Source organism: Neptuniibacter marinus (assembly GCF_001597725.1).
Taxonomy (GTDB): Bacteria; Pseudomonadota; Gammaproteobacteria; order Pseudomonadales; family Balneatricaceae; genus Neptuniibacter; species Neptuniibacter marinus.
Genome location: NZ_LUTR01000015.1, coordinates 1 through 19,455 on the forward strand (window position 1 = coordinate 1; position 19,455 = coordinate 19,455).

Annotated in this window: 16 protein-coding genes; 8 read left to right on the top strand and 8 right to left on the bottom strand. The window is 43.0% G+C overall.

The window, feature by feature from the left end; translation table 11 throughout:
- Positions 1 to 270 precede the first annotated feature (270 nt).
- The 8 genes from A3774_RS16820 to A3774_RS10840 all read left to right on the top strand — a co-directional run bounded on the left by A3774_RS16820 (position 271) and on the right by A3774_RS10840 (position 9,336).
- Entirely contained in the window at positions 271 to 1,974 is a 1,704-nt protein-coding gene (locus tag A3774_RS16820; RefSeq protein WP_075107958.1) for a hypothetical protein, read from the top strand.
- Positions 1,975 to 2,117: 143 nt separating this feature from the next.
- The gene (locus A3774_RS10810; protein WP_067867098.1) at positions 2,118 to 2,822 is read left to right on the top strand and encodes a hypothetical protein; all 705 of its coding nucleotides are present in this window, start codon (positions 2,118 to 2,120) and stop codon (positions 2,820 to 2,822) included.
- Between the two features lie 394 nt (positions 2,823 to 3,216).
- Positions 3,217 to 3,996: a TSUP family transporter gene (locus A3774_RS10815; protein WP_067867100.1), complete on the top strand. Its 780-nt coding sequence runs from the start codon at positions 3,217 to 3,219 to the stop codon at positions 3,994 to 3,996.
- A gap of 118 nt (positions 3,997 to 4,114) precedes the next feature.
- The gene (locus A3774_RS10820; protein WP_067867102.1) at positions 4,115 to 5,131 is read left to right on the top strand and encodes a sodium:calcium antiporter; all 1,017 of its coding nucleotides are present in this window, start codon (positions 4,115 to 4,117) and stop codon (positions 5,129 to 5,131) included.
- A 330-nt stretch (positions 5,132 to 5,461) separates the two neighbouring features.
- Positions 5,462 to 6,079 (top strand): outer membrane beta-barrel protein, encoded by a 618-nt coding sequence (locus A3774_RS10825; RefSeq protein WP_067867104.1) that lies wholly within the window; start codon positions 5,462 to 5,464, stop codon positions 6,077 to 6,079.
- A gap of 358 nt (positions 6,080 to 6,437) precedes the next feature.
- Positions 6,438 to 7,709 (top strand): DUF2254 domain-containing protein, encoded by a 1,272-nt coding sequence (locus A3774_RS10830; protein ID WP_067867106.1) that lies wholly within the window; start codon positions 6,438 to 6,440, stop codon positions 7,707 to 7,709.
- A 37-nt stretch (positions 7,710 to 7,746) separates the two neighbouring features.
- Entirely contained in the window at positions 7,747 to 8,835 is a 1,089-nt protein-coding gene (locus A3774_RS10835; protein WP_067867109.1) for an endonuclease/exonuclease/phosphatase family protein, read from the top strand.
- Positions 8,836 to 8,928: 93 nt separating this feature from the next.
- On the top strand, positions 8,929 to 9,336 hold the full coding sequence (locus A3774_RS10840; protein ID WP_067867110.1) for a putative signal transducing protein: 408 nt from the start codon (positions 8,929 to 8,931) through the stop codon (positions 9,334 to 9,336).
- A 165-nt stretch (positions 9,337 to 9,501) separates the two neighbouring features.
- Here A3774_RS10840 and A3774_RS10845 read toward each other — a convergent pair whose 3' ends face one another.
- The 8 genes from A3774_RS10845 to flgK form a co-directional block, all read right to left on the bottom strand.
- Positions 9,502 to 10,077, bottom strand: a complete 576-nt coding sequence (locus A3774_RS10845; protein WP_082792419.1) for a Tll0287-like domain-containing protein — start codon at positions 10,075 to 10,077, stop codon at positions 9,502 to 9,504.
- Positions 10,078 to 10,177: 100 nt separating this feature from the next.
- A complete protein-coding gene (locus A3774_RS10850) occupies positions 10,178 to 10,936 on the bottom strand; it encodes an enoyl-CoA hydratase/isomerase family protein (RefSeq protein WP_067867113.1) in 759 nt (252 codons plus the stop codon).
- A gap of 44 nt (positions 10,937 to 10,980) precedes the next feature.
- A complete protein-coding gene (locus A3774_RS10855; protein ID WP_067867115.1) occupies positions 10,981 to 11,535 on the bottom strand; it encodes a DUF2889 domain-containing protein in 555 nt (184 codons plus the stop codon).
- Positions 11,536 to 11,550: 15 nt separating this feature from the next.
- Positions 11,551 to 13,215, bottom strand: a complete 1,665-nt coding sequence (locus A3774_RS10860) for an AMP-binding protein (RefSeq protein ID WP_067867117.1) — start codon at positions 13,213 to 13,215, stop codon at positions 11,551 to 11,553.
- Between the two features lie 111 nt (positions 13,216 to 13,326).
- Positions 13,327 to 13,764, bottom strand: a complete 438-nt coding sequence (locus tag A3774_RS10865; protein ID WP_331709319.1) for an SCP2 sterol-binding domain-containing protein — start codon at positions 13,762 to 13,764, stop codon at positions 13,327 to 13,329.
- Between the two features lie 22 nt (positions 13,765 to 13,786).
- The gene (locus A3774_RS10870; RefSeq protein ID WP_067867119.1) at positions 13,787 to 15,574 is read right to left on the bottom strand and encodes an acyl-CoA dehydrogenase C-terminal domain-containing protein; all 1,788 of its coding nucleotides are present in this window, start codon (positions 15,572 to 15,574) and stop codon (positions 13,787 to 13,789) included.
- A 344-nt stretch (positions 15,575 to 15,918) separates the two neighbouring features.
- Positions 15,919 to 17,163 (bottom strand): flagellar hook-associated protein FlgL, encoded by a 1,245-nt coding sequence (flgL, locus tag A3774_RS10875; protein WP_067867122.1) that lies wholly within the window; start codon positions 17,161 to 17,163, stop codon positions 15,919 to 15,921.
- 11 nt (positions 17,164 to 17,174) lie between these two features.
- Positions 17,175 to 19,439 carry a flagellar hook-associated protein FlgK gene (gene flgK, locus A3774_RS10880; protein ID WP_067867124.1) on the bottom strand — a complete coding sequence of 755 codons (2,265 nt, stop codon included), beginning with the start codon at positions 19,437 to 19,439 and terminating at the stop codon, positions 17,175 to 17,177.
- Positions 19,440 to 19,455: the final 16 nt, after the last annotated feature.

A 19,455-nucleotide genomic window follows, 5' to 3' on the forward strand; every position in this document is an offset into this window, starting at 1 on the left:
AGTTATCATCTAATAAACGATATAAATCGCTATGGATGGTGACCTTCCTACAGAGGACTTTCACCTCATTAGTTCATACCCATGCTGGGCGTACACAAGGCCATTAAGTCGGATTCGTAACAGTTGGCTCGGTTCCGCTTCGCTACACATTTTAGCCAACTATTGCTCATCGCTTATGGCGGCGTTAGGCGCTAGAAGTGTGGCTTACTTTCAGGGGTTTCTACGTCGATTCAATACAATCAGGGAAATAGGTATTAAATAGGGGAAGATGTGTCGAGCAATTATTGTTATGGATTCGTGTGTTTTGTTCCGCTTGATGCGAATGCTCCGAAATTCTTTGGTTTCTCCGAATTTCTAGCTGGACTAGCGCTCATGGTACTGGCATGGACAATAGCCGATGTGCGCTACCGCTTTAGGGTTAGAACGACACCACTACCGCTCCAAGGGGTAACATTCTCTGTGGTAGCAGCTGTGGGAGTTTTGACCCTACTGACGGATCTGTGGCGTGCAGAGCAATGGCTGGTTCCACGAGGGAATCTCTTGACACCAGCAGGGTGGCAAGCTTTCCTCGGAGGTATTTTTCTTCTGACGTTTCTAACATGGGCATGGTTCGCTTTCATTCGTCCTCCTGTCTTTGGTAAGAGGAATGCCCAGCGGTATGGCCAAACCCTCTATCAGATTATTCTAAAAGGTTCTCCGTCAGAGCTATCTGTGATTGCAGATGAAGTAGCACGCTCGGCGAAGTCGTTGATTCGCCACGCCACGGATAGGGGTGAGTTTAAAAACTACCGTAGGCAGGAAAAGGAAGATAAGGCCCCGTCGAAGGTGACTGCCTGTGCTAATGATATATTGCTTCTGATTGCCGATAAGAGATTCTGTCGATCAATTGTCGAATCGTCCCCCGGTACTGCGTTAGCTGTGTTCTACGAGATTGGCGAGACACAGAAGTACGGCATCCCAGTAGAGATTTTCTCCAAGAATATCGTGAACGAGGCCCTCGCAAATAAGGATTCCTTCCTATTCAATGAAGCCGAAGGGTACGAATCCGGCTTGATCGGCTATCACAAGCCCCTGAGCCAAGCCATGTTCTCAAATTACAAGATGGTTGAAGTAATCGGAACACTTTTAGACCCAGACATATGGGATAAAAGAAAGTGGGATGCTGCGCAATGGAAAGCTTACTGCCGGGTAGTTCTGATGACCCTCCGCGATTATGTAGAAAAGGACTTTTGGAGGCACTCCTTCGTGCTGTACCGCGCAAAGGGCTATATTGAGCACGCTGCATTCGATCTCTACAAAATTGATGGGATCGCGAACAGTGGCTGGGATGACGATGTACAAGCGAGGCTTCGAGTTATCGTTGAGTTCATCAAGGACGCTATCGAGATTCTCGAAAAGAGGGGAGTTCCTGAGGGCCTCCAGCTAAGAGTTCGGGAGGAGCGTGGTAGGGAGTCCTTCTATGATCACCTGGCTTCCATAATCTTCGAGATCATATTCTCCGCATCCGCAGTTCGGTCTCCTGCTAGCCAATGTTGGTGGATCCAGCATAATTCCGTCTGGGGTGAGCTGTTTAACTTCAGAAGCTTAAATGGAGCTGCTGGCAAGGTAGTGAAGTTCAAAGTGCGTCGCCTTATTTACAATGAGATAGCAGATATGGCGCGCTTCCCAAACTTTAAGGGGGCTAGGATTATTGGCTTCTGCTTGAACGTTATGGGAATTACTGTCACGGATCAGGACTATTTTTACGACAGTAAGGCATTACAGAAGGTGGTACTATCGTGGACGAAAAAAAAATATGCGTGGCTGTACTCCTATAACCCGCAAGTAGCGGAAGCGTGTCTGGTCGATGGCATTACGTATGACGAGGATAATCGACGTTTGGTCAAAACTTACCCAGCTGAAGGTTTGAGACGCAAGCCAAAGTATGTTTACTTTGATGTGGACCCGCCACCGCCCGAAGAAGAAAATCCCTAGAATGGTCACGTGCTACCAGGACGAGAAGATAGCGCCTAACAATCGGCTGCACGGCGACTGGTTTTCCGCCGCTTCGCGGCTCCAAACCGGCACGTGAGCCGGGCGTTAAACCTTTTACGAATAAATAATTCTATGGAAGGACAATGAATTACAAAAAGGCAATCTCAATTCTATTAGCCACATTACTTTTGACCGCTTGCTCAGGAATGAGAGGTGGATTAACCAAAAACGAACTTGATTCGAGTAATAATATCGCGGTTGTATCCCTTTTAGGTACCAACTTTAATGGTATCCACATTGGAACGACTATTTTCAGTAATGTTGTGTATGAAGAAACAGTCCCTGAATGGAACATTGATGGATTTACTGAAGAGTTAATTATTTCACGGCTTAATCAATCAGATTTACGTACTGCTGTAGTTCTGCAACACGATCCAAACCTTAAGGAACGTTTGAAAAAAACATGGAGCTTTCTTAATGGTTATGACTATAAAGAGCTAATAGAATCCGCAAAAAACCAAGGCGCCGATACACTTATTCTTGTCAAACCAACAAGGTACGATAACAAACCATTTCATGAGCCTGGTTATGGCTTCTACGAACGTTCGTTTCTTGGCAATGCACAGAGCTGTGTTTATTCACTATTTACCATGACTGTATTCTCTACTAATAGTGGACAAGAATTAGGGTGGGAATGGGGATTCCCCTGTGAAACAGGTGAGGTTGAGATCAAATGGAAAGACAGCTTTGATCAATATACCAAAGAAGAAACACAGCTACTTCGTCTTAAAGTAGAAAACAGTGTAAAACAAAATGTATTGTCGGCTCTAAGAGCCCTTGGTTATTAAGGTCATCAAAAAAAGCCTAAAGATCAAAAACCAACAGGATCGGTCTGGCTTTTTGCAATACATAAAATAAATAGGGCCCGAATATATTTTCTACGGCCTCGTAGACAACATGCTGTTTAGCGTTAGGGGTTTGGTTCTATCGAGCATTTCCTTATTTATTGCTTTAACTGGGGGCTCTCCCACAGACAGAGTCATTGCTTGGATTAGATGTATCGTCCAACCCAAAACAGGTGGATGCAGTTGTTATATCATTAGACTACTGCAACAGCTTAATGGACGGTTGGTATACGCAGTCGATAACAAGTCATTAACTACTATTTCTTCTAAGTACTATTACTCGTGCAACATCAGCGAACAAATTACACCAGCGGTGTAAGGAAAAAGGCGTATCCCATTGGAATTTACGAACTACTCTATCGAACTACTGACACTTTTATTTTTAGTGTCGGTTGTCGCCGGACTCCTTGATACATTGGCAGGTGGCGGCGGGTTAATATCAATACCTGCCTTAATTTTGAGTGGCGTTCCCCCTTTGGCTGCACTGGGGACCAACAAATTACAAGGTTGTATGGGGACGGCTACAGCGTCTTATATGATGCTTAAAAATAAAAGAATACGCTGGAACAACGTGAAGTATCTAATGTTAACAGCGTTTCTAGGCGCAGCACTGGGAACCATCGCTGTGCAATTTATAAATACAGATGTATTAGCCTTTGTTATTCCTATTGTTCTTTTATTTATCGCTATCTACTTTCTTATATCGCCAAAACTCATTAAAACTCAGGGTGTCGCTAACTTAACCAACACAAAGTATAAAAATATAGTTGTCCCTTTTATTGGTTTTTATGACGGTATGTTTGGTCCGGGTACGGGCTCTTTTTTCGCCCTGTCGGGTATTCTATGTCGAGGACATGACCTAATAACATCTACAGCCATCGCTAAACCCTTAAACTTTGCGACCAATATCGCGTCTTTAATTGTATTTTTAGTGGCCGGTCATATTGTTTGGGTTGTTGGACTATCGATGATGCTAGGGCAATTCATAGGTGCATGGCTTGGCGCCCATTGTTTGTTCAAAATTAAGCCCGCCTATTTAAGAATCATTGTCGTTCTTATGTGTAGTGCTATGCTATTAAAGTATGCTGATTCAATGGGATGGTTTGTTTTCGCCTAACACACCCTTCAAAAGGGAAAATAACGGTGGGTTTTTGGTAGTTACTTAACGTTAAGATCTATTAATAGCACGCTTGAGTAGCGAGTGTTTCTCGTTTCTCACTGCTTGTAAGGTTTGTATGTTTACTTCTTTAACGTCCAGCATGATTGCTTTTGCTGTTGCCGCATTGGTGATTATCATTGCCGGTAGCAAGTTGGCAAAACTGTCAGATTCATTAGCTGACCAAACAGGCTTGGGCGAAGCATTATTTGGGGTTTTACTCTTAGCGGGAGTTACCTCATTACCTGACTTTGCAGCAACACTCACGGCGGCCATTGATGCTCGCCCCAATTTGGCCATGAGTAATGTCATGGGGAGTATGGCCGCTAATCTTGTCTTTCTGGCTGTGGCAGATATTGTTTATCGTAAAGCTAATTTGGAACATGCGGCAGCCTCTGCCGTTAATCTGATGCTCGCTGGCTTGCTCATTGTTTTATTAACCTTGCCTTTACTGGCCGTTTTTAGCCCCTCTATTACTTTTTTTAATATTCACCCCATTACACCCGTAATTATTATCGCTTATATATCCGGGTTGCACTTAGTTCTGCATACGAAAACAAAACCTATGTGGTTCCCTCGACAAACATGTCAAACGGTTGCAGACCAACCTGATACGCGCCATAGCAGTAATTTAACCTCCGTGTGGATAACGTTTACCTGCATGGCTGCGTTAACGGGGATAGCGGGTTGGGTTTTAATGGAATCAGCAAAACAGATAGCCGATCAAACGGGAATTTCTGAAACACTTATGGGTGGATTTTTCACCGCGCTTGCCACTTCTACACCCGAGCTAGTCACCACGATTGTTGCCATTCGTATTGGTGCTTTAACCCTTGCAGTCAGTAATATTTTTGGCACTAACTGCTTTAATATGTTGGTGGTTGCCGCTGCTGATGTAGGTTATACCCAAGGTTCTATCTATCATGATATGGCTCCTGTCCAAGTCACCTGGGCTTTGGTGAGTATTTTAATGACAGCGACTTTACTCTTAGGCATGGTGCGACGGCAGACTTATGGCATTGGTAAAATCGGGTTTGAGAGCGCCCTTATTTTAGCGATCTATGGTATTGCTTTGGGCTTCGTTATCTTAAGTTAAGTCATTAGCCACAATGCTGGCTCAATCTGACCTTTTTTCCAGAAATCATCTCTTAAAGAGCTTTCCTCCTCGAACACAGAAAAACTCCTGATGAATAGTTTAAATTCTTCCTATAAACCATCTATCGCAATGACCAGAAACCCACTTATAGAGGCAGCAACGAGAGAAACGAAAAATATTGATGAAAATTTATAAAAAGAACCTTCAAAACCAGCCAACAAAAACCCTACTTAATGTATGATATAACCCCTATAAATTAATTAGTTAACAATTTTATTCACTTCAAAAAGCTACCATATCGTCTTGGTTAAAAGAGCAAAAGGGTTATTAATGAAAAAACAATTAGCACTCATATTAGCGTTAGCTTCAACCTCTGCATATGCAGACTCTAGTAATTTTGAAGGCTTCGAAGCCGGTTTAGGTTTGGGATATGTTAACGCCGATATGGTCTACACAGATAGTAATTCGGATCGTTTGAATTGGGATAAAGATGATGCGGTTGTACAAGTAAACGTCGCTTATCATTGGCCAATTAATAAAGATTGGCTAATTGGTGTAGGTGCAACGTACGACCTGAATGATACTGATGCAAGTACTCAAATTTACAGAAGTGAAGATATTAATGCAGAGTTGCAACACCACTCCTCAATCTATGTCCAACCAACCTATGTAATTGATGATGGATCGGCTGTCTTCGCAAAAGTTGGTTATCACAAAGCGAGAACCAACGTCACGGGGCCAAGTTCAGTATGGACTGAAGATAACATCACTGTTGAAGGTATTGGCTATAGCCTAGGTTATAAAAGGCTGATCCAAAACAACCTATTTATTCAAGGTGAGCTTTTGTTTGTTCATTATGATGATGAACAATTAGGGAGCGGTGCATTCACCTATGAGTATGAGCAAAAAACTCGTTCTGCTGTCGTTACGTTAGGTTATCAGTTTTAAACTATATCAATGGGCTAGGTTTCACTTGTTGCAATACATAACAGCAAGTGAGGCCTGTCTTTTGTAGGAGGTCAGAACCTTATGAGCAGCCTCCGTTAAACTGTAGTAAATTCATATCTGTAAGCTGATAAGAAGCAGCAAAAACGAGTCCCCTACTCTTCACATAAAGCCTGCATCGCAGATAGTTTAAAAAATAACTCTATTTCAACACTGGACGATCCGCTACCTAGACAAGGTATTTGTCAGGCTTACCCATTCTGTAGATCAAAGAATAAAAGTCGAGCGTTTTTCATGGTAGCGTATACTAAGAGAATCAATCGGACTGCCATTATTTGATGCGTTGAACATAGGGCAATATATGAATTCTTTAATTTCGTTAGACCGTCTCCGATTTCTATTCAACCGTTTTAGTGAAAGGCTATGGGTGCGCCCATTGGCGGTCTGCTTTTTATCCATTGCAGCGGTCTTTGCAGCGAAGTTTATAGATGGCTCCGCTGTGGCAAATCAAATGCCTTCTATTGCTCAAGATTCAGTTGAAACTTTACTTTCACTGCTCGCATCCAGCATGTTGGTAATCGCTACCTTTTCGGTGGGTTCAATGGTATCGGCATACGCCGCTGCCAGTAGCTCTGCCACCCCTCGCGCTTTCTCTTTAGTGGTTGCTGATGACGTATCCCAGAATGCTCTTTCAACCTTTGTTGGGGCATTTATTTTTAGTGTGGTTGCTCTAACTGCGGTAAAAAACGCTTTCTATAATCAAGCCGGCTTATTCAGCCTTTTTGTACTTACCACCATTGTCTTTGCAGTAGTGATTCTGACTTTTGTCCGCTGGGTCGATAATATCGCGCGGCTGGGACGGGTGGGATCAACCATTGAAAAAGTTGAAAGGGCAACGGAAAACGCTTTTATTAGAAGACGAGATAAACCTAGGCTGGGTGGCATATCAGTATCAGATATTACCAGCAAAGGGATCGATGTTTTCTCACCAACGATTGGTTATGTGCAGCATATTGATATGGCGGCCCTTCAGGGTTGGGCGCAAGGTGTTGATGCGCATGTCGTAGTATCAGCATTACCCGGAACACTCACTACAGCCGACAAACCTTTAGCGTCGGTGCATATGTCATCATCTGCGTTGTCCAACGTAGATTATACGGGCCTTATTAAATCATTCCACATTGGCCACGACCGTACGTTTGAAGATGATCCTCGCTTTGGCTTAGTCACGTTATCAGAAATTGCCGCACGGGCTTTATCTCCTGCCGTCAACGATCCCGGAACAGCGATAAAGGTAACGGGTTCGCTGGTACGTTTAATTTCGCTCATTGATCAACCCGAGCAAACAGAAAGCAAACCTAAATATGACCGTGTAGCCGTTCCTGAGGTTGCCTTGCAGGATATGTTCGATGATGCTTTTACGGCTATAGCACGCGATGGTGCGGGTGTAATAGAAGTATGTATTCGTTTACAAAAAGCGTTGACCTCTCTTGAGTCCCTTAACAACAAGGAAATAAAAAAAGCGGCCCAATATCACCGACGTTTAGCCCTGAAGCGGGCATGTAATGTACTTGATATAGAAGAGGATTTAATCGCTATTAAAAAAGCCGCACGCGAAGATAAATCGATGTGACATTCAGATATAGATTAAGACAGAGCAGGCCTAACAGATGACAGCTATACTCACTTTTTTTACAACCTTGGCCTGTATAGTGACGTTACTTCCCTTTTCACGTCATCCCCACTGGGCCATCAGGGGAATGGATTTTCCTCGCCTACAATTTGCTATTTTTATAGCGGTTTTATTGATAGCTAATTTTGTTTTCCTTAATAAACAATCCCAATTTACGTGGGTTGTAATCTCAATCACTGCGCTTTGCTTGGCCTGGCAGTTATGGTGGATATTACCTTATACACGTTTATGGCCCCATGAAGTAAAAGAGACTAAGGAGAGTAGCCCTGATAAGCAAATAAGTATTATGACGGCTAATGTTCTAACGCCTAACCGAAAGGTAGATAAGCTAATCCAGTTAGTACAGATACATAAACCCGATGTTCTTGTAACACTCGAGTCTGATCAGTGGTGGGAAGATCAACTCAAGGTGGTGGAAGTAGATATGCCACACAGCATAAAATGTCCACTGGATAACCTTTACGGCATGCATGTGTTCTCACGGTTGCCCTTAAGTAACCAAGAAATAGCTTACTTGGTCGAGAAAGAGGTTCCGTCCATACACACCACCTTAACTTTAGACTCAGGTGATAAAGTCCGCATGCACTTTATGCATCCTGCCCCTCCTAGCCCTACCGAAAATCCACAATCAGCAGAACGGGATGCTGAATTAATCATTGTGGCCAAAAGTGTTGCTAAAAGTAATCAACCTATCATCGTAACAGGGGATCTTAATGACGTGGCTTGGTCTGCGACAACGCGCCTCTTTCGTAAAATAAGCGGTCTGTTAGATCCGCGAGTTGGTCGCGGTATGCTAAACACGTTTCATGCGGACTTTCCTTTTCTACGTTGGCCTTTAGATCATCTATTTCATAGCCAACACTTTACCCTAAACTCCATTAAGCGTTTACCGCCAATCGGTTCTGATCATTTTGCTTTACTAACTAAATTAACGCTCTCGCCTACAGTAGGGGCTGACCAAACGGGGTTAGAATCCAATACGTCTGATCACAACTGGGCAAAAGAAATAACCGAAAACCAAAGCATCAGCGTAAATGATGTTCCACAAGTAGATAATAGTAAATAAAATCGGCCACTATAGAGGATGTTTAACTCGTCGTTTAGATAGCTATTTATCAACCACCAGCACCGTACAGACAAACGTTATGTTTAAGACACGATGAATAAAAACATCTTAGTCACAGCAGCAAGGTACTCGTTTCCACATGAAGCGGAATTAGCTCGCTCTAGTTTAGAAGCAAAGGGGATTACAGCCTTTGTTGCAGATGCTCATACGATAAATATGCAGTGGTTGTATTCTAATGCGCTAGGTGGCGTTAGGGTGCAGGTATATAAGAGAAATTTGGAAGCGGCACAGGCTATATTGAATACTGATTATTCATCATGTGTAGAATCCGAAGTCGATTGCGACGAAGAACCTAAGTGCTCAAAGTGCGGAGGAGTGCTAGAGCCATATACAAAAGGCAAACGGCCCGCATTTGTTGTTTTCATCCTATTTGGCTTTCCGCTCTTTTTTTATCAACATGGGCTACGTTGCACTCATTGTGGTTATTTCACCCAAACATAATCCATTAGCTGGCTCGCTTAGCGTATGCTTTTATCCTCCCTTATAGAAATACTCTGCTAAAAGCATAAAAACCCGTAGACTAAAAGTCTGCTGTTTTTTTTATTTAAGCAGCTAAATAGCATTAGCGGATGCGCCTAGACTTTATGCTTTTAATGACTATAAGATTTATAAATATTTTTTCAGCGTGAATGCACCACGTAGATCGCCCACGGAGAAGCCGGTTGCTTTATCTTCTGGGTATAGTGCTTGTAGGCTTTCCTGCAAGGCTGGCTTGATGTTACTGCCATGGCAGCCCAAACACTGGTCCGCTACTGGAATCGCTTTCATCATACGAAAGACCTTGCGACCATCTTCATCCACAACGACTTGTGAAAAACCTAAGGTTTTTAAATTAGCACCTTGCTGAGTTTGTTTAGCAAATTGTTCTAGTACCTGTTTTTCCCACTCATCAGGCGCATTCTCAGGATTACGTAATTTCAAACTTGTACGGCCTATATCCCAACCTGAAGATTGAGATATTTCGTGAGTTAGAGGCATTGCCTTTGTATTACAAACGGCAATAGCCGCCGGTGCACCGCCTTCTTCTTTCGCCTTTTTTAACTCGCCCATTAAGGTGGAAGCTAACTGCATAATAACCTGTTTAGCTTCAGCCTGAAGCTCAGGGATATTTACGGTGAACTCTTCAGCCTGAACCGAAGGGGTTGCAGCTATAGCTGCTGCAGCCAAAATAAGTGCTTTCATACTTAATGCCTCTTTGCATACAATCTATCTAATGCTGCAAAGTATATAGAAATAATTAGATTAGTAAACACTAATATACATTAAACCTACTCAAAGCCTCTTAGCTGGCAGGCTTATTCTGTAAAAACTGCATAAACGCTTGCTGAGCTTCAGTTGAAGACATGCGTTCGTAAAAAAGCGTACCCTCTTCATCCATTACTTGGTGTAACTGCTGAAGGTAAGCTTTTTTCATTAACATTTTAGATGTTTGGACCGATTGCGAAGGCAGCCGTGCTAATCGTTCAGCACGAGCACGGGCGCATTTGAGTAAAATATCGCAAGTTACAATCTGGTTGATTAAACCAATCTCTTGGGCTTTTTCAGCATCAAAAGGCACACCTTCAACCATCATTTCAAACGCCTGCCGATGGCTGACCATTTGCGGAAACAGTAAAGTGGAACCCCCTTCTGGAATAAGGCCTAATTTAACAAAGGGCATTTGACAGTTTAAATCATCGGCAGCCACCACAAGATCGCAATGTAGCAACATGGTAGAACCTATACCTACGGCATTACCTTGAACGGCGGCAATAATTGGTTTTTTACACTCAGCTAATTGGTGTAAAAAGCCAATAATAATCTTAATTGCATCAGCCCCATCACCGACAGATATGAAATCTTGAATATCATTACCCGCACAGAAACTAGTTCCCTCAGCACGAATAAGCACAACATTGATCTCTGAATTTTCAGATGCCGAATCTAACAGTTGAGTTAGCTGCTCATACATAGAAAGGGTCAATGCGTTCTTTTTTGCTGTTCTGTTTAGAATAATCTCCAGAACATCCTTATTCTGCTCTGCTAGGACAAATTCATTCATAGAAGTTCTCAATTAGATCTGATGTTTTATAAGAGCTACAGCCATTATTTATCAATATAATGTTCGGGCAGATAAGTTTTAATCATTTCGCTACTTTGGCCCCACACATGGCAACTATTGAGCATAAATTTTGCGCCCTCTTTCAGCACCCCTTCATCCCCCTCTTTACCTGAACTTGGCCATATCGCTTGTATTGCTGTCGTTGCCACAACCGGTAATAGGTCATTCAAATGGGTACAACCCGCAACACCGCCTAGCAATGCTCTGGCCTGTTTTTGCCACCCAGGCCCAATACGGGAGCCTTCCAGCTTTTTGAACGCAGAGGTAATCTGGCTACACATGCGAAAAGGTGATTTATCAATGACCGCTTCGACATGATGTATATGTAAGCCTTTATCAAGGGTCACCCGTATGCTGATATCGTGAAACGCTTCTCCTCCTGCCACATAGCCACCCCGTTCAGCATTATCTACATCATGGGTTTTAACATCCGTCATACGTGCTTCTATATCCCATAATTGATCGTCACGTAGATAACCCGTGCAAACCACTGTACGGGTATGTTGAGCCGTTCGATGAGAAGGTTTAGATAGTGGCATTAACTCGTTCCTTACTCAGTTGGCATCAGGTTGTGGCGATTTAAGCATTCGACGTAAAACTTTACCTACATTCGATTTAGGTAGGTCATCTGCAAACTCAACCTGTTTAGGCACTTTATAACGCGTAAGTTTACCTTTACACCAATTACGAATATCTTCGCGGTTCAAATCGGGATTACTACTCACAACAAAGACTTTAACGGTTTCTCCCGCTTTAATATCAGGCACACCAATAGCTGCACACTCAATCACATCGGGATGTTGTGTAATGACATCTTCAACTTCATTAGGATAAACATTAAACCCAGAGACGATAATCATATCTTTAGCGCGATCAACGATTCGATAGTAGCCATCTTCATCTAAAGTGGCGATATCACCGGTAATAAAGTAGCCATCGTCGGTGAATGAACATGCTGTCTCTTTAGGACGCTGCCAGTAACCTCTCATCACTTGCGGACCTTTAACACAGAGTTCACCCGCCTCACCAATAGGTACGTCTTCGCCATCAGTACCAATTACGCGGATATCTGTATGAAGCATCGATAAGCCAATGGTGCCTATGCGGTTCGCCAGCGGTGGATTAAAACAGACCGCCGGTGAGGTTTCGGTTAAACCATAGCCTTCGGTAATATCGCAACCGGTTTTTTCCTTCCACAACACTGCTGTTGATTGGTTTAGCGCCATACCACCCGATGCGGTAAATTTAAGGTTACTAAAATCCACATCTAAGAACTTTTCATCACTGCACAATGCGATAAAGAGCGTATTTAAACCGACAAAAGTGCTCATCTTCCATTTATGCAGCTCTTTGATAAAACCGGAGATATCACGTGGATTGGGAATTAAAACACTGTGACCACCCAGCAACGATACAACCTGAGCAACGGTAAAGGCATAAATATGATAAAGCGGCAGCGGAGATATGACTGTTTCTGTCCAATCAACGCCGGGTACTGTGAGTCGATTTTCAGCCTGCAACATATTAGAAATTAGATTGGCGTGCGTGAGAACAGCACCTTTTGATACGCCTGTAGTGCCGCCCGTATATTGCAATACAGCCGTGTCACCCGGAACGACTTCAACATGCTCAGGCGTTTCACCTAAATATTTTAACAGTACTTCTCGTAAAGGGAGCGCATCCGGCAGGTAGAAATTGGGTTCCATCTTTTTCAGATATTTAACAGCGGCATTAAGTATATTACGCTTAACAAACCCATGGAGATCACCCACTTGGGTCACAAATAGGTTTTCTATCTGGGTATTCGGCAGTATCTCTTCTGCCTTATGCGCCATACTTTTGTGAATAATCAACGCTTTTGCGCCAGAATCACAAAACTGATGCTCCATCTCTTTAGCTGTATAAAGAGGGTTGGTGTTTACAATCACTAACCCCGCCCTTAATGCTCCCATAAGTACAACAGGATATTGGATAAGATTGGGAAGCTGGATCGCAACACGGTCGCCGGGCTGTAAATTGGTCTCTTTCTGTAAATAAACAGCAAACGAAGCAGACAAGCGATCTAACTCATTATAATCGAGTGTACGGCCAAAGCTTGTGTACGCAGGTTTAGGACCAAACTTTTCACATGTATACGCTAGGACATCGGGGATTGTTTTAAATCCGTAATGATTAATATCCGCTGGTATTTGATCCGCTGCAGGTAACTGCTGCACCATTGCAGGCTCCTCGTATAATTATTTTTATCGAGAACCTTTTCGGTTCTAGTATGTTGTAACACGCTAAAGGAACTGCAAGCTACTGCTTACATATCCCTTAGATTACTGAATTCATGCAACCGGAAATAACGCCGCTAATTTGGTTGCTAGCATAATATCGCCATCGGCCTGAATACGACCGGTCATAAACGCTTGCATTCCATCGACTTCTCCAGACATGACCTCTTCTAGCGTAGTACTATCCATACGTAAAGTCACAGTAGGTTCGTCGCTACTACCTTCAGCAACCGCACAGCTCCCATCTTGAACTGTAACAAACCATTCACCGCCATCACTAATATCATATTGAAAAACAGCATCAGTTCCTGCCGCAGCAGATGAATCAAAACGTTGTTCCATTTGAGAGAAAATTGCTTTTAAATCTGCCATGTTCGAGACCTCATTTTTATTATGACTGTTTGCATTTTTTAGCTTGTAACGCGTCGCATTTAACTTCAATAGGCCACGCAATAAGGTGCGGCCTACTGGATTATTTAATACCTTTTTCATCTGTCTACCTTCAAAAGCATGATTAAAATGCAAAATGCTCTTGTTCCATAGACATCAGATTATCCGCACCGGATTGCATAGTAACGACCAAAGAGCGAGTACGCGGCAGAATACGCTGAAAATAGAATTGGGCTGTAGTCAGTTTAGCTTGATAGAAAGCAATATCACCTTCACCTTGAGCTATTTTTTCCTGAGCAACTTTCGCCATCCGAGCCCAGAAATAACCTAACACCACGTAACCTGAATACATGAGATAATCAACGGAAGCTGCACCAACTTCATCGCGGTTCTGCATCGCTTTCATACCTACTTGCATGGTCAAATCACCCCACTCTTTATTCAAATCAACAAGAGGCTTTGTGAACCCATGCATTTCTGGGTTATCAGCTTCCGCCTGACAGAATTTATGCATGATCTTAGTAAAGCCTTTTAAAGCTTCACCTTGGGTCATTAGAACTTTACGTCCCAATAAATCTAAAGCTTGTATCTGGGTTGTTCCCTCATAAAGCATAGAGATACGACTATCACGTACATTTTGCTCCATGCCCCACTCTGCGATATAGCCATGCCCACCAAAGATTTGTAAACCATGGTTAGCTGATTCAAAACCGACTTCGGTTAAAAACGCTTTTGCTATAGGTGTTAAGAAAGCCAATAGGGCATCTGCGTCTTTTTTCTCGTCACCCTCACATAACTTCACTTTGTCCACCAGCTGAGCGCAGTAATAGATCATCGCACGGCCCGCTTCAGCAAACGCTTTTTGTGTCAGTAGCATTTTGCGTACTTCAGGATGAACGATAATAGGGTCGGCCGCTTTATCAGGGTAGGCTGGGCCATTTAATGCTCGCATCTGTAAGCGATCTTTAGCGTAGGCTAATGAGTTTTGAAACCCCCATTCGGCATGAGCTAATCCTTGCAATGCAGTACCTAAACGTGCGGTATTCATAAAGGTAAACATACAGTTCAAACCTTTATTGGCAGGACCAATCAAGTAACCGGTCGCCCCATCAAAATTCATAACGCAGGTTGAATTACCATGAATACCCATTTTGTGTTCTAAAGAACCACAGCTAACCCCGTTACTCTCATTCAAAGCATCAGGTAAGTGCTTAGGAACAATAAAAAGCGAAATACCTTTTGTGCCAGCAGGGGCATCAGGAAGACGAGCTAATACGATATGGATAATATTTTCCGCCATATCATGCTCACCAGCAGAAATAAATATTTTCGTACCCGACACTTTATAGCTGCCATCAGCTTGAGGTTCTGCTTTGGTTCTCAGCATACCTAAGTCAGTACCACAATGAGGTTCTGTCAGGCACATAGTCCCTGTCCATTCACCAGAGATCAGTTTAGTCAGGTAAGTCTCTTTCTGCTCATCAGTACCATGAGCATCTAACGTATTCATCGCACCATGGCTTAAACCTGGATACATACTCCATGACCAATTGGCCGTACCTACCATCTCATTAAGTACAATACCTAGAGACTCAGGTAACCCCTGACCACCCCACTCTGTTTCATGGGCAAGGGATGGCCAACCACCCTCAACAAACTGCTGGTACGCTTCTTTAAAACCATCGGGTGTTGTCACTACACCATCATTCCAAGTACAGCCTTGTTGATCTCCTACTTGATTCAATGGTGACAGAACGCGCTCAGAAAATTTGGCACCCTCTTCCATAATTGCTGCCACCATATCGGGTGTTGCTTCATCACAACCCGGTAAGCTTTGGTAATGTCTCTCAGCATCAAGAACTTCGTTAAGTACGAAATTCATATCACGCAGTGGCGCTTTATATTCTGGCATGACCTGTATCCTCAATATTATTTTTATAGCGCTAAGTGGTATTTATCACTTGAGCAATCGCTGCAAAGTACAATCTAAATCGGCAGCTCTGTTGTTCAGATATACTTAAGGATGGTCGATAGACTGAATTTCGCCAATAACAAAAGCTACCATTATTAATGACAAAAAGTAGCACGCGTTTTAAAACACCTAAGTTATAAGGCTTAACAAGGGAGAGAGAAGAGCTATAAATACGAGACTGACCGCTTGAGTGTAACAATATCCTTCAAATAACATTGCGGTGCACAATAGAAACAAAAAAGCCGACACTTTCATGTCGGCTTTAAGTATTTTAAAAAACAGGCTTATAGATAATTAAATAGACTTAGATCTTTAATGGCCGCAAAGCTAGCGTAGGACGCTTCAAGTGCAGTTTCCTGCAATGTGAAAATACTAATGGCTTCGTTATAATCCATATCTTCGAATGAGGAGCGCGCTTCCTCAGTGAAGAGAATATAATCTTCATTAACTAAAAGCTGCTGCTCTAAGGCATTGATGCGACCACCGATACTGGTACGTGCAGCAATATTTAGCTCCTCAATACCGGACAAGTTCGTTAAGATTTGATCCATCTTGGTATTAAATAACTCTTTTCCGCTTTCCGTTGTAAAATCTGCAGTGTCTAGCTGCTCTTTCAAATCCATCGCTGTATTAAGAATATTATGTTGATCGAACACATCTAAGGTCGCAGTCCCTTCGTTAGCTCCACTAACATCTAGTTCAACACCAGCAATAGTCAAGGTTGGCGCATTAGGGTTAGTGGATAGATCATAACCATTTAGGCTAACAGCCGGATCTTCTGCAGTAACAAACTGGCCATTTTTATCCGTTACTGTTAGTAAACCAGCCGCATCCACTGTCATCGTTAATGGACCATTGGCGCCCATATAACTACCAAAGGCTTCCGCATCACCTCCATCAATATCTATATTCGAAACCATAGAAACCGTTTGTGTCAGATCGGCTTCTATGTAACCTGGCACCATCGCTACTTTTTCAAATATTTCAAAACCTGAATCAGTTGAGGCGACCTTATTCTCAGGGCCCACCTGTAGGTAACGCTGGCCGTCATCGCCATTAAATTCATAACGACCATTACTTTCGTTATAGGTATAGGGCTGGGTAAAACCTTTATTACCCGCAAACAGATATTCACCTTGAACATCTTTAGTGTTCATCAGGCTGGATAAGGACTTAACGATCTCCCCAACTTCAGAAGCGATAGAGATACGATCACCATCACTTAGCACTCCATTTTTACCTTGGAGCGTTAATTCTCTTAGGCGAATGGATAGGTTATTGATCTGATCGATGGTGGTTTCTTCTAGACTCAAACGTCGGTCAGCGACTTCGATATTCGCTGAAAACTGCTCTGTTCTAGCGATCTCTTTTTTGAACTTTTGAATCTGAGCCGATGCTAAAGGATCATCCGATGGTTGCAATATTCGCTTACCAGTCGAAAGCTGCTGCTGTGTTTTGAATAAATCTGCGCTGCCTTTATTAAGATTATCAATATTACTCAGAAAAATTTGCTGTGTAGAAATTCTCATGGCTTATCTCCCTATACACTCTGCAGCAAGGTATCAAATATAGTTTGCGCAACTTGGATTAATTGAGCTGAGGCTTGATAAGCTTGCTGAAACTGAACCAGCTTAGCCGCCTCTTCATCTAAGTTAACACCCGATATGCTTGAACGTTGCGCTATATTCGAATCAAGTACCGCTTTACCTGCTTGTGCATTTATTTGTGCAACCGCCGCTTCTGTTCCGACACGCTCAACCGTTTGACCGTATTTATCCTGGTAGGAGGCACCTTCGATATTTTTAACAAACTGCAGATCAGACAGAAGTAAAGCATTACTGTTATCTGAGACTCCATCCGTATTGGGCTGTATAGTAAACACGTCATTTAAGTTAGGTTGATTACTAATCGTAATGTCAAACCCCTGAAGCTCTATCGCCTCACCTGGATTAAATGCACCAACCTGGCGATCGCCGCCTTCATCCGTTAATTGGTAGTAGCCGACCTCTCCTGAATCATCGTGATCGATCGTAAATACATCACCATTAGCAACCGATGCAATATCAAGTGTAAGACCAAAGGTGGCCGTAAGGTCTAATTCAGTATCACCTATATTACCGACACCTGTCGCTGTGATTGCAGGCGATCCAGAATCTGTAATATTAAAAGAACCACCTACCGCCGTAATTGTCAGCGGATAAGTGATGCTTGATGTGAGATCATAATCAGCAATTTGAACATTTGATGCCGTGCCCACGTTAGCCACGTCACCGTTTGCTTCCAAAGGTGAGAGAAAACTAAGATTAAGCGGTGGCGTTAACTGCCCCACTACCGCCGCCTGAGCCGCGTAGTCTTCATCAGTGATCGTAACGTTAACAACCCCTGTACCAGTATTAGCCACATCTTCAGAGGTCGATAATGGTGAGCCTAACGCCAGCTGACTTGCATTATTAATAACAGTATCAATCTCAGCAGCTGCATTGCGGGTTGGCTGAATTAAAAATTTATCACCTTGTGCAAATGAAGTTGTTCCATCGAGTGTTAAGGTAAAACCGTCTATCCGTAATGTAAGGTCACCCGTAGCTGCATCTAAATAATACTCACCATCTTCATCAACTTCTGACGCATTCGCTGGCGGCGTACCACTGGCATTAAATTCGTTTTGACCCCAACGAACCTCATCATTGCCACGGATCAGTGTAAAGGTACTATCACTGTTAAAGATTAACTCATACTCTGTCGCTTCAACCTGAGTGACATCATTGATAATCACCATACCTGTTGAAGAAGTTAGATTATCTCGCTCAGCTAAAACACGGTTGGAAGCCGCTGTGGAATTGTTGATATCGGTGAACATCAGTCCACCGGCATTTCCGTCAAGGTCCATCCCCTTCTGATGCTGCTCGTTCATCGTGTCAGCAAAAACCAGTGCTATGCGGCCTAACTCATCTAAAGTTTCATTTAAGGTCGTATCACGATAATCAAGCATGCCACCGACCTTACCCCCAGATACTTGACTGGTGATATCACCGACATTATTACCTATTTGAATACCTAGATTTAGCTGGCTGCTATCGGCTGGGCTGGTCATGGTTGTTAATGTGTTAGCTGATTGCCCAACAACTAAGGGCTCACCATTACCAACAAAAACACTAACTTCCTGAGTATTACTATCTTCAATAATAGTAAAACCTATATATTCAGATAGTTCTTCTAGCTTCATATCTCGCTGATCAAGCAGCTCACTCGATACATTGCCAGAGGCATTAGCTATACGTATCTCATCATTAAGTTGGGCTATGTTTTGTGCAATCGTGTTGATAGCAGCAACACTACTCTCTAATTGACCGTTAATCGTTTCATTTTGGCGACGAATATTGGCATCTAAATCATTAAACCGTTGGACCAAGGATTCAGCCTGCGCAATAAACAGCTCACGATTCGGCAAACTTACAGGATCATCAACTGCCGTTTGCATCGCCCCAAAATAGTCATCCATCGCCGTAGATATGCTTGTTACATCTGAGGCCAGAAGGTTATCAAGTTCATTGGCAAAATCTTCAAAAACATCGTAACTACTATAGGTCGAGCTATCAGCCCAAATTTGACGATTTAAGAAATCATCCGCCACTCGATCAATATTATCTATAGTAACGCCACCTTGGCCTTCTCGTGCTTCAAACACAGGACGCTGACGTGTGTAACCCTCAGTATTTACATTACTGATATTCTGGCCGGTAACCGCAAGCGCTGTCTGGTTAGCCTGCAGGCTCTGCGTTCCTAGTGTAAGTAAACCAAAAGACATATGTGACTCCTTTTGA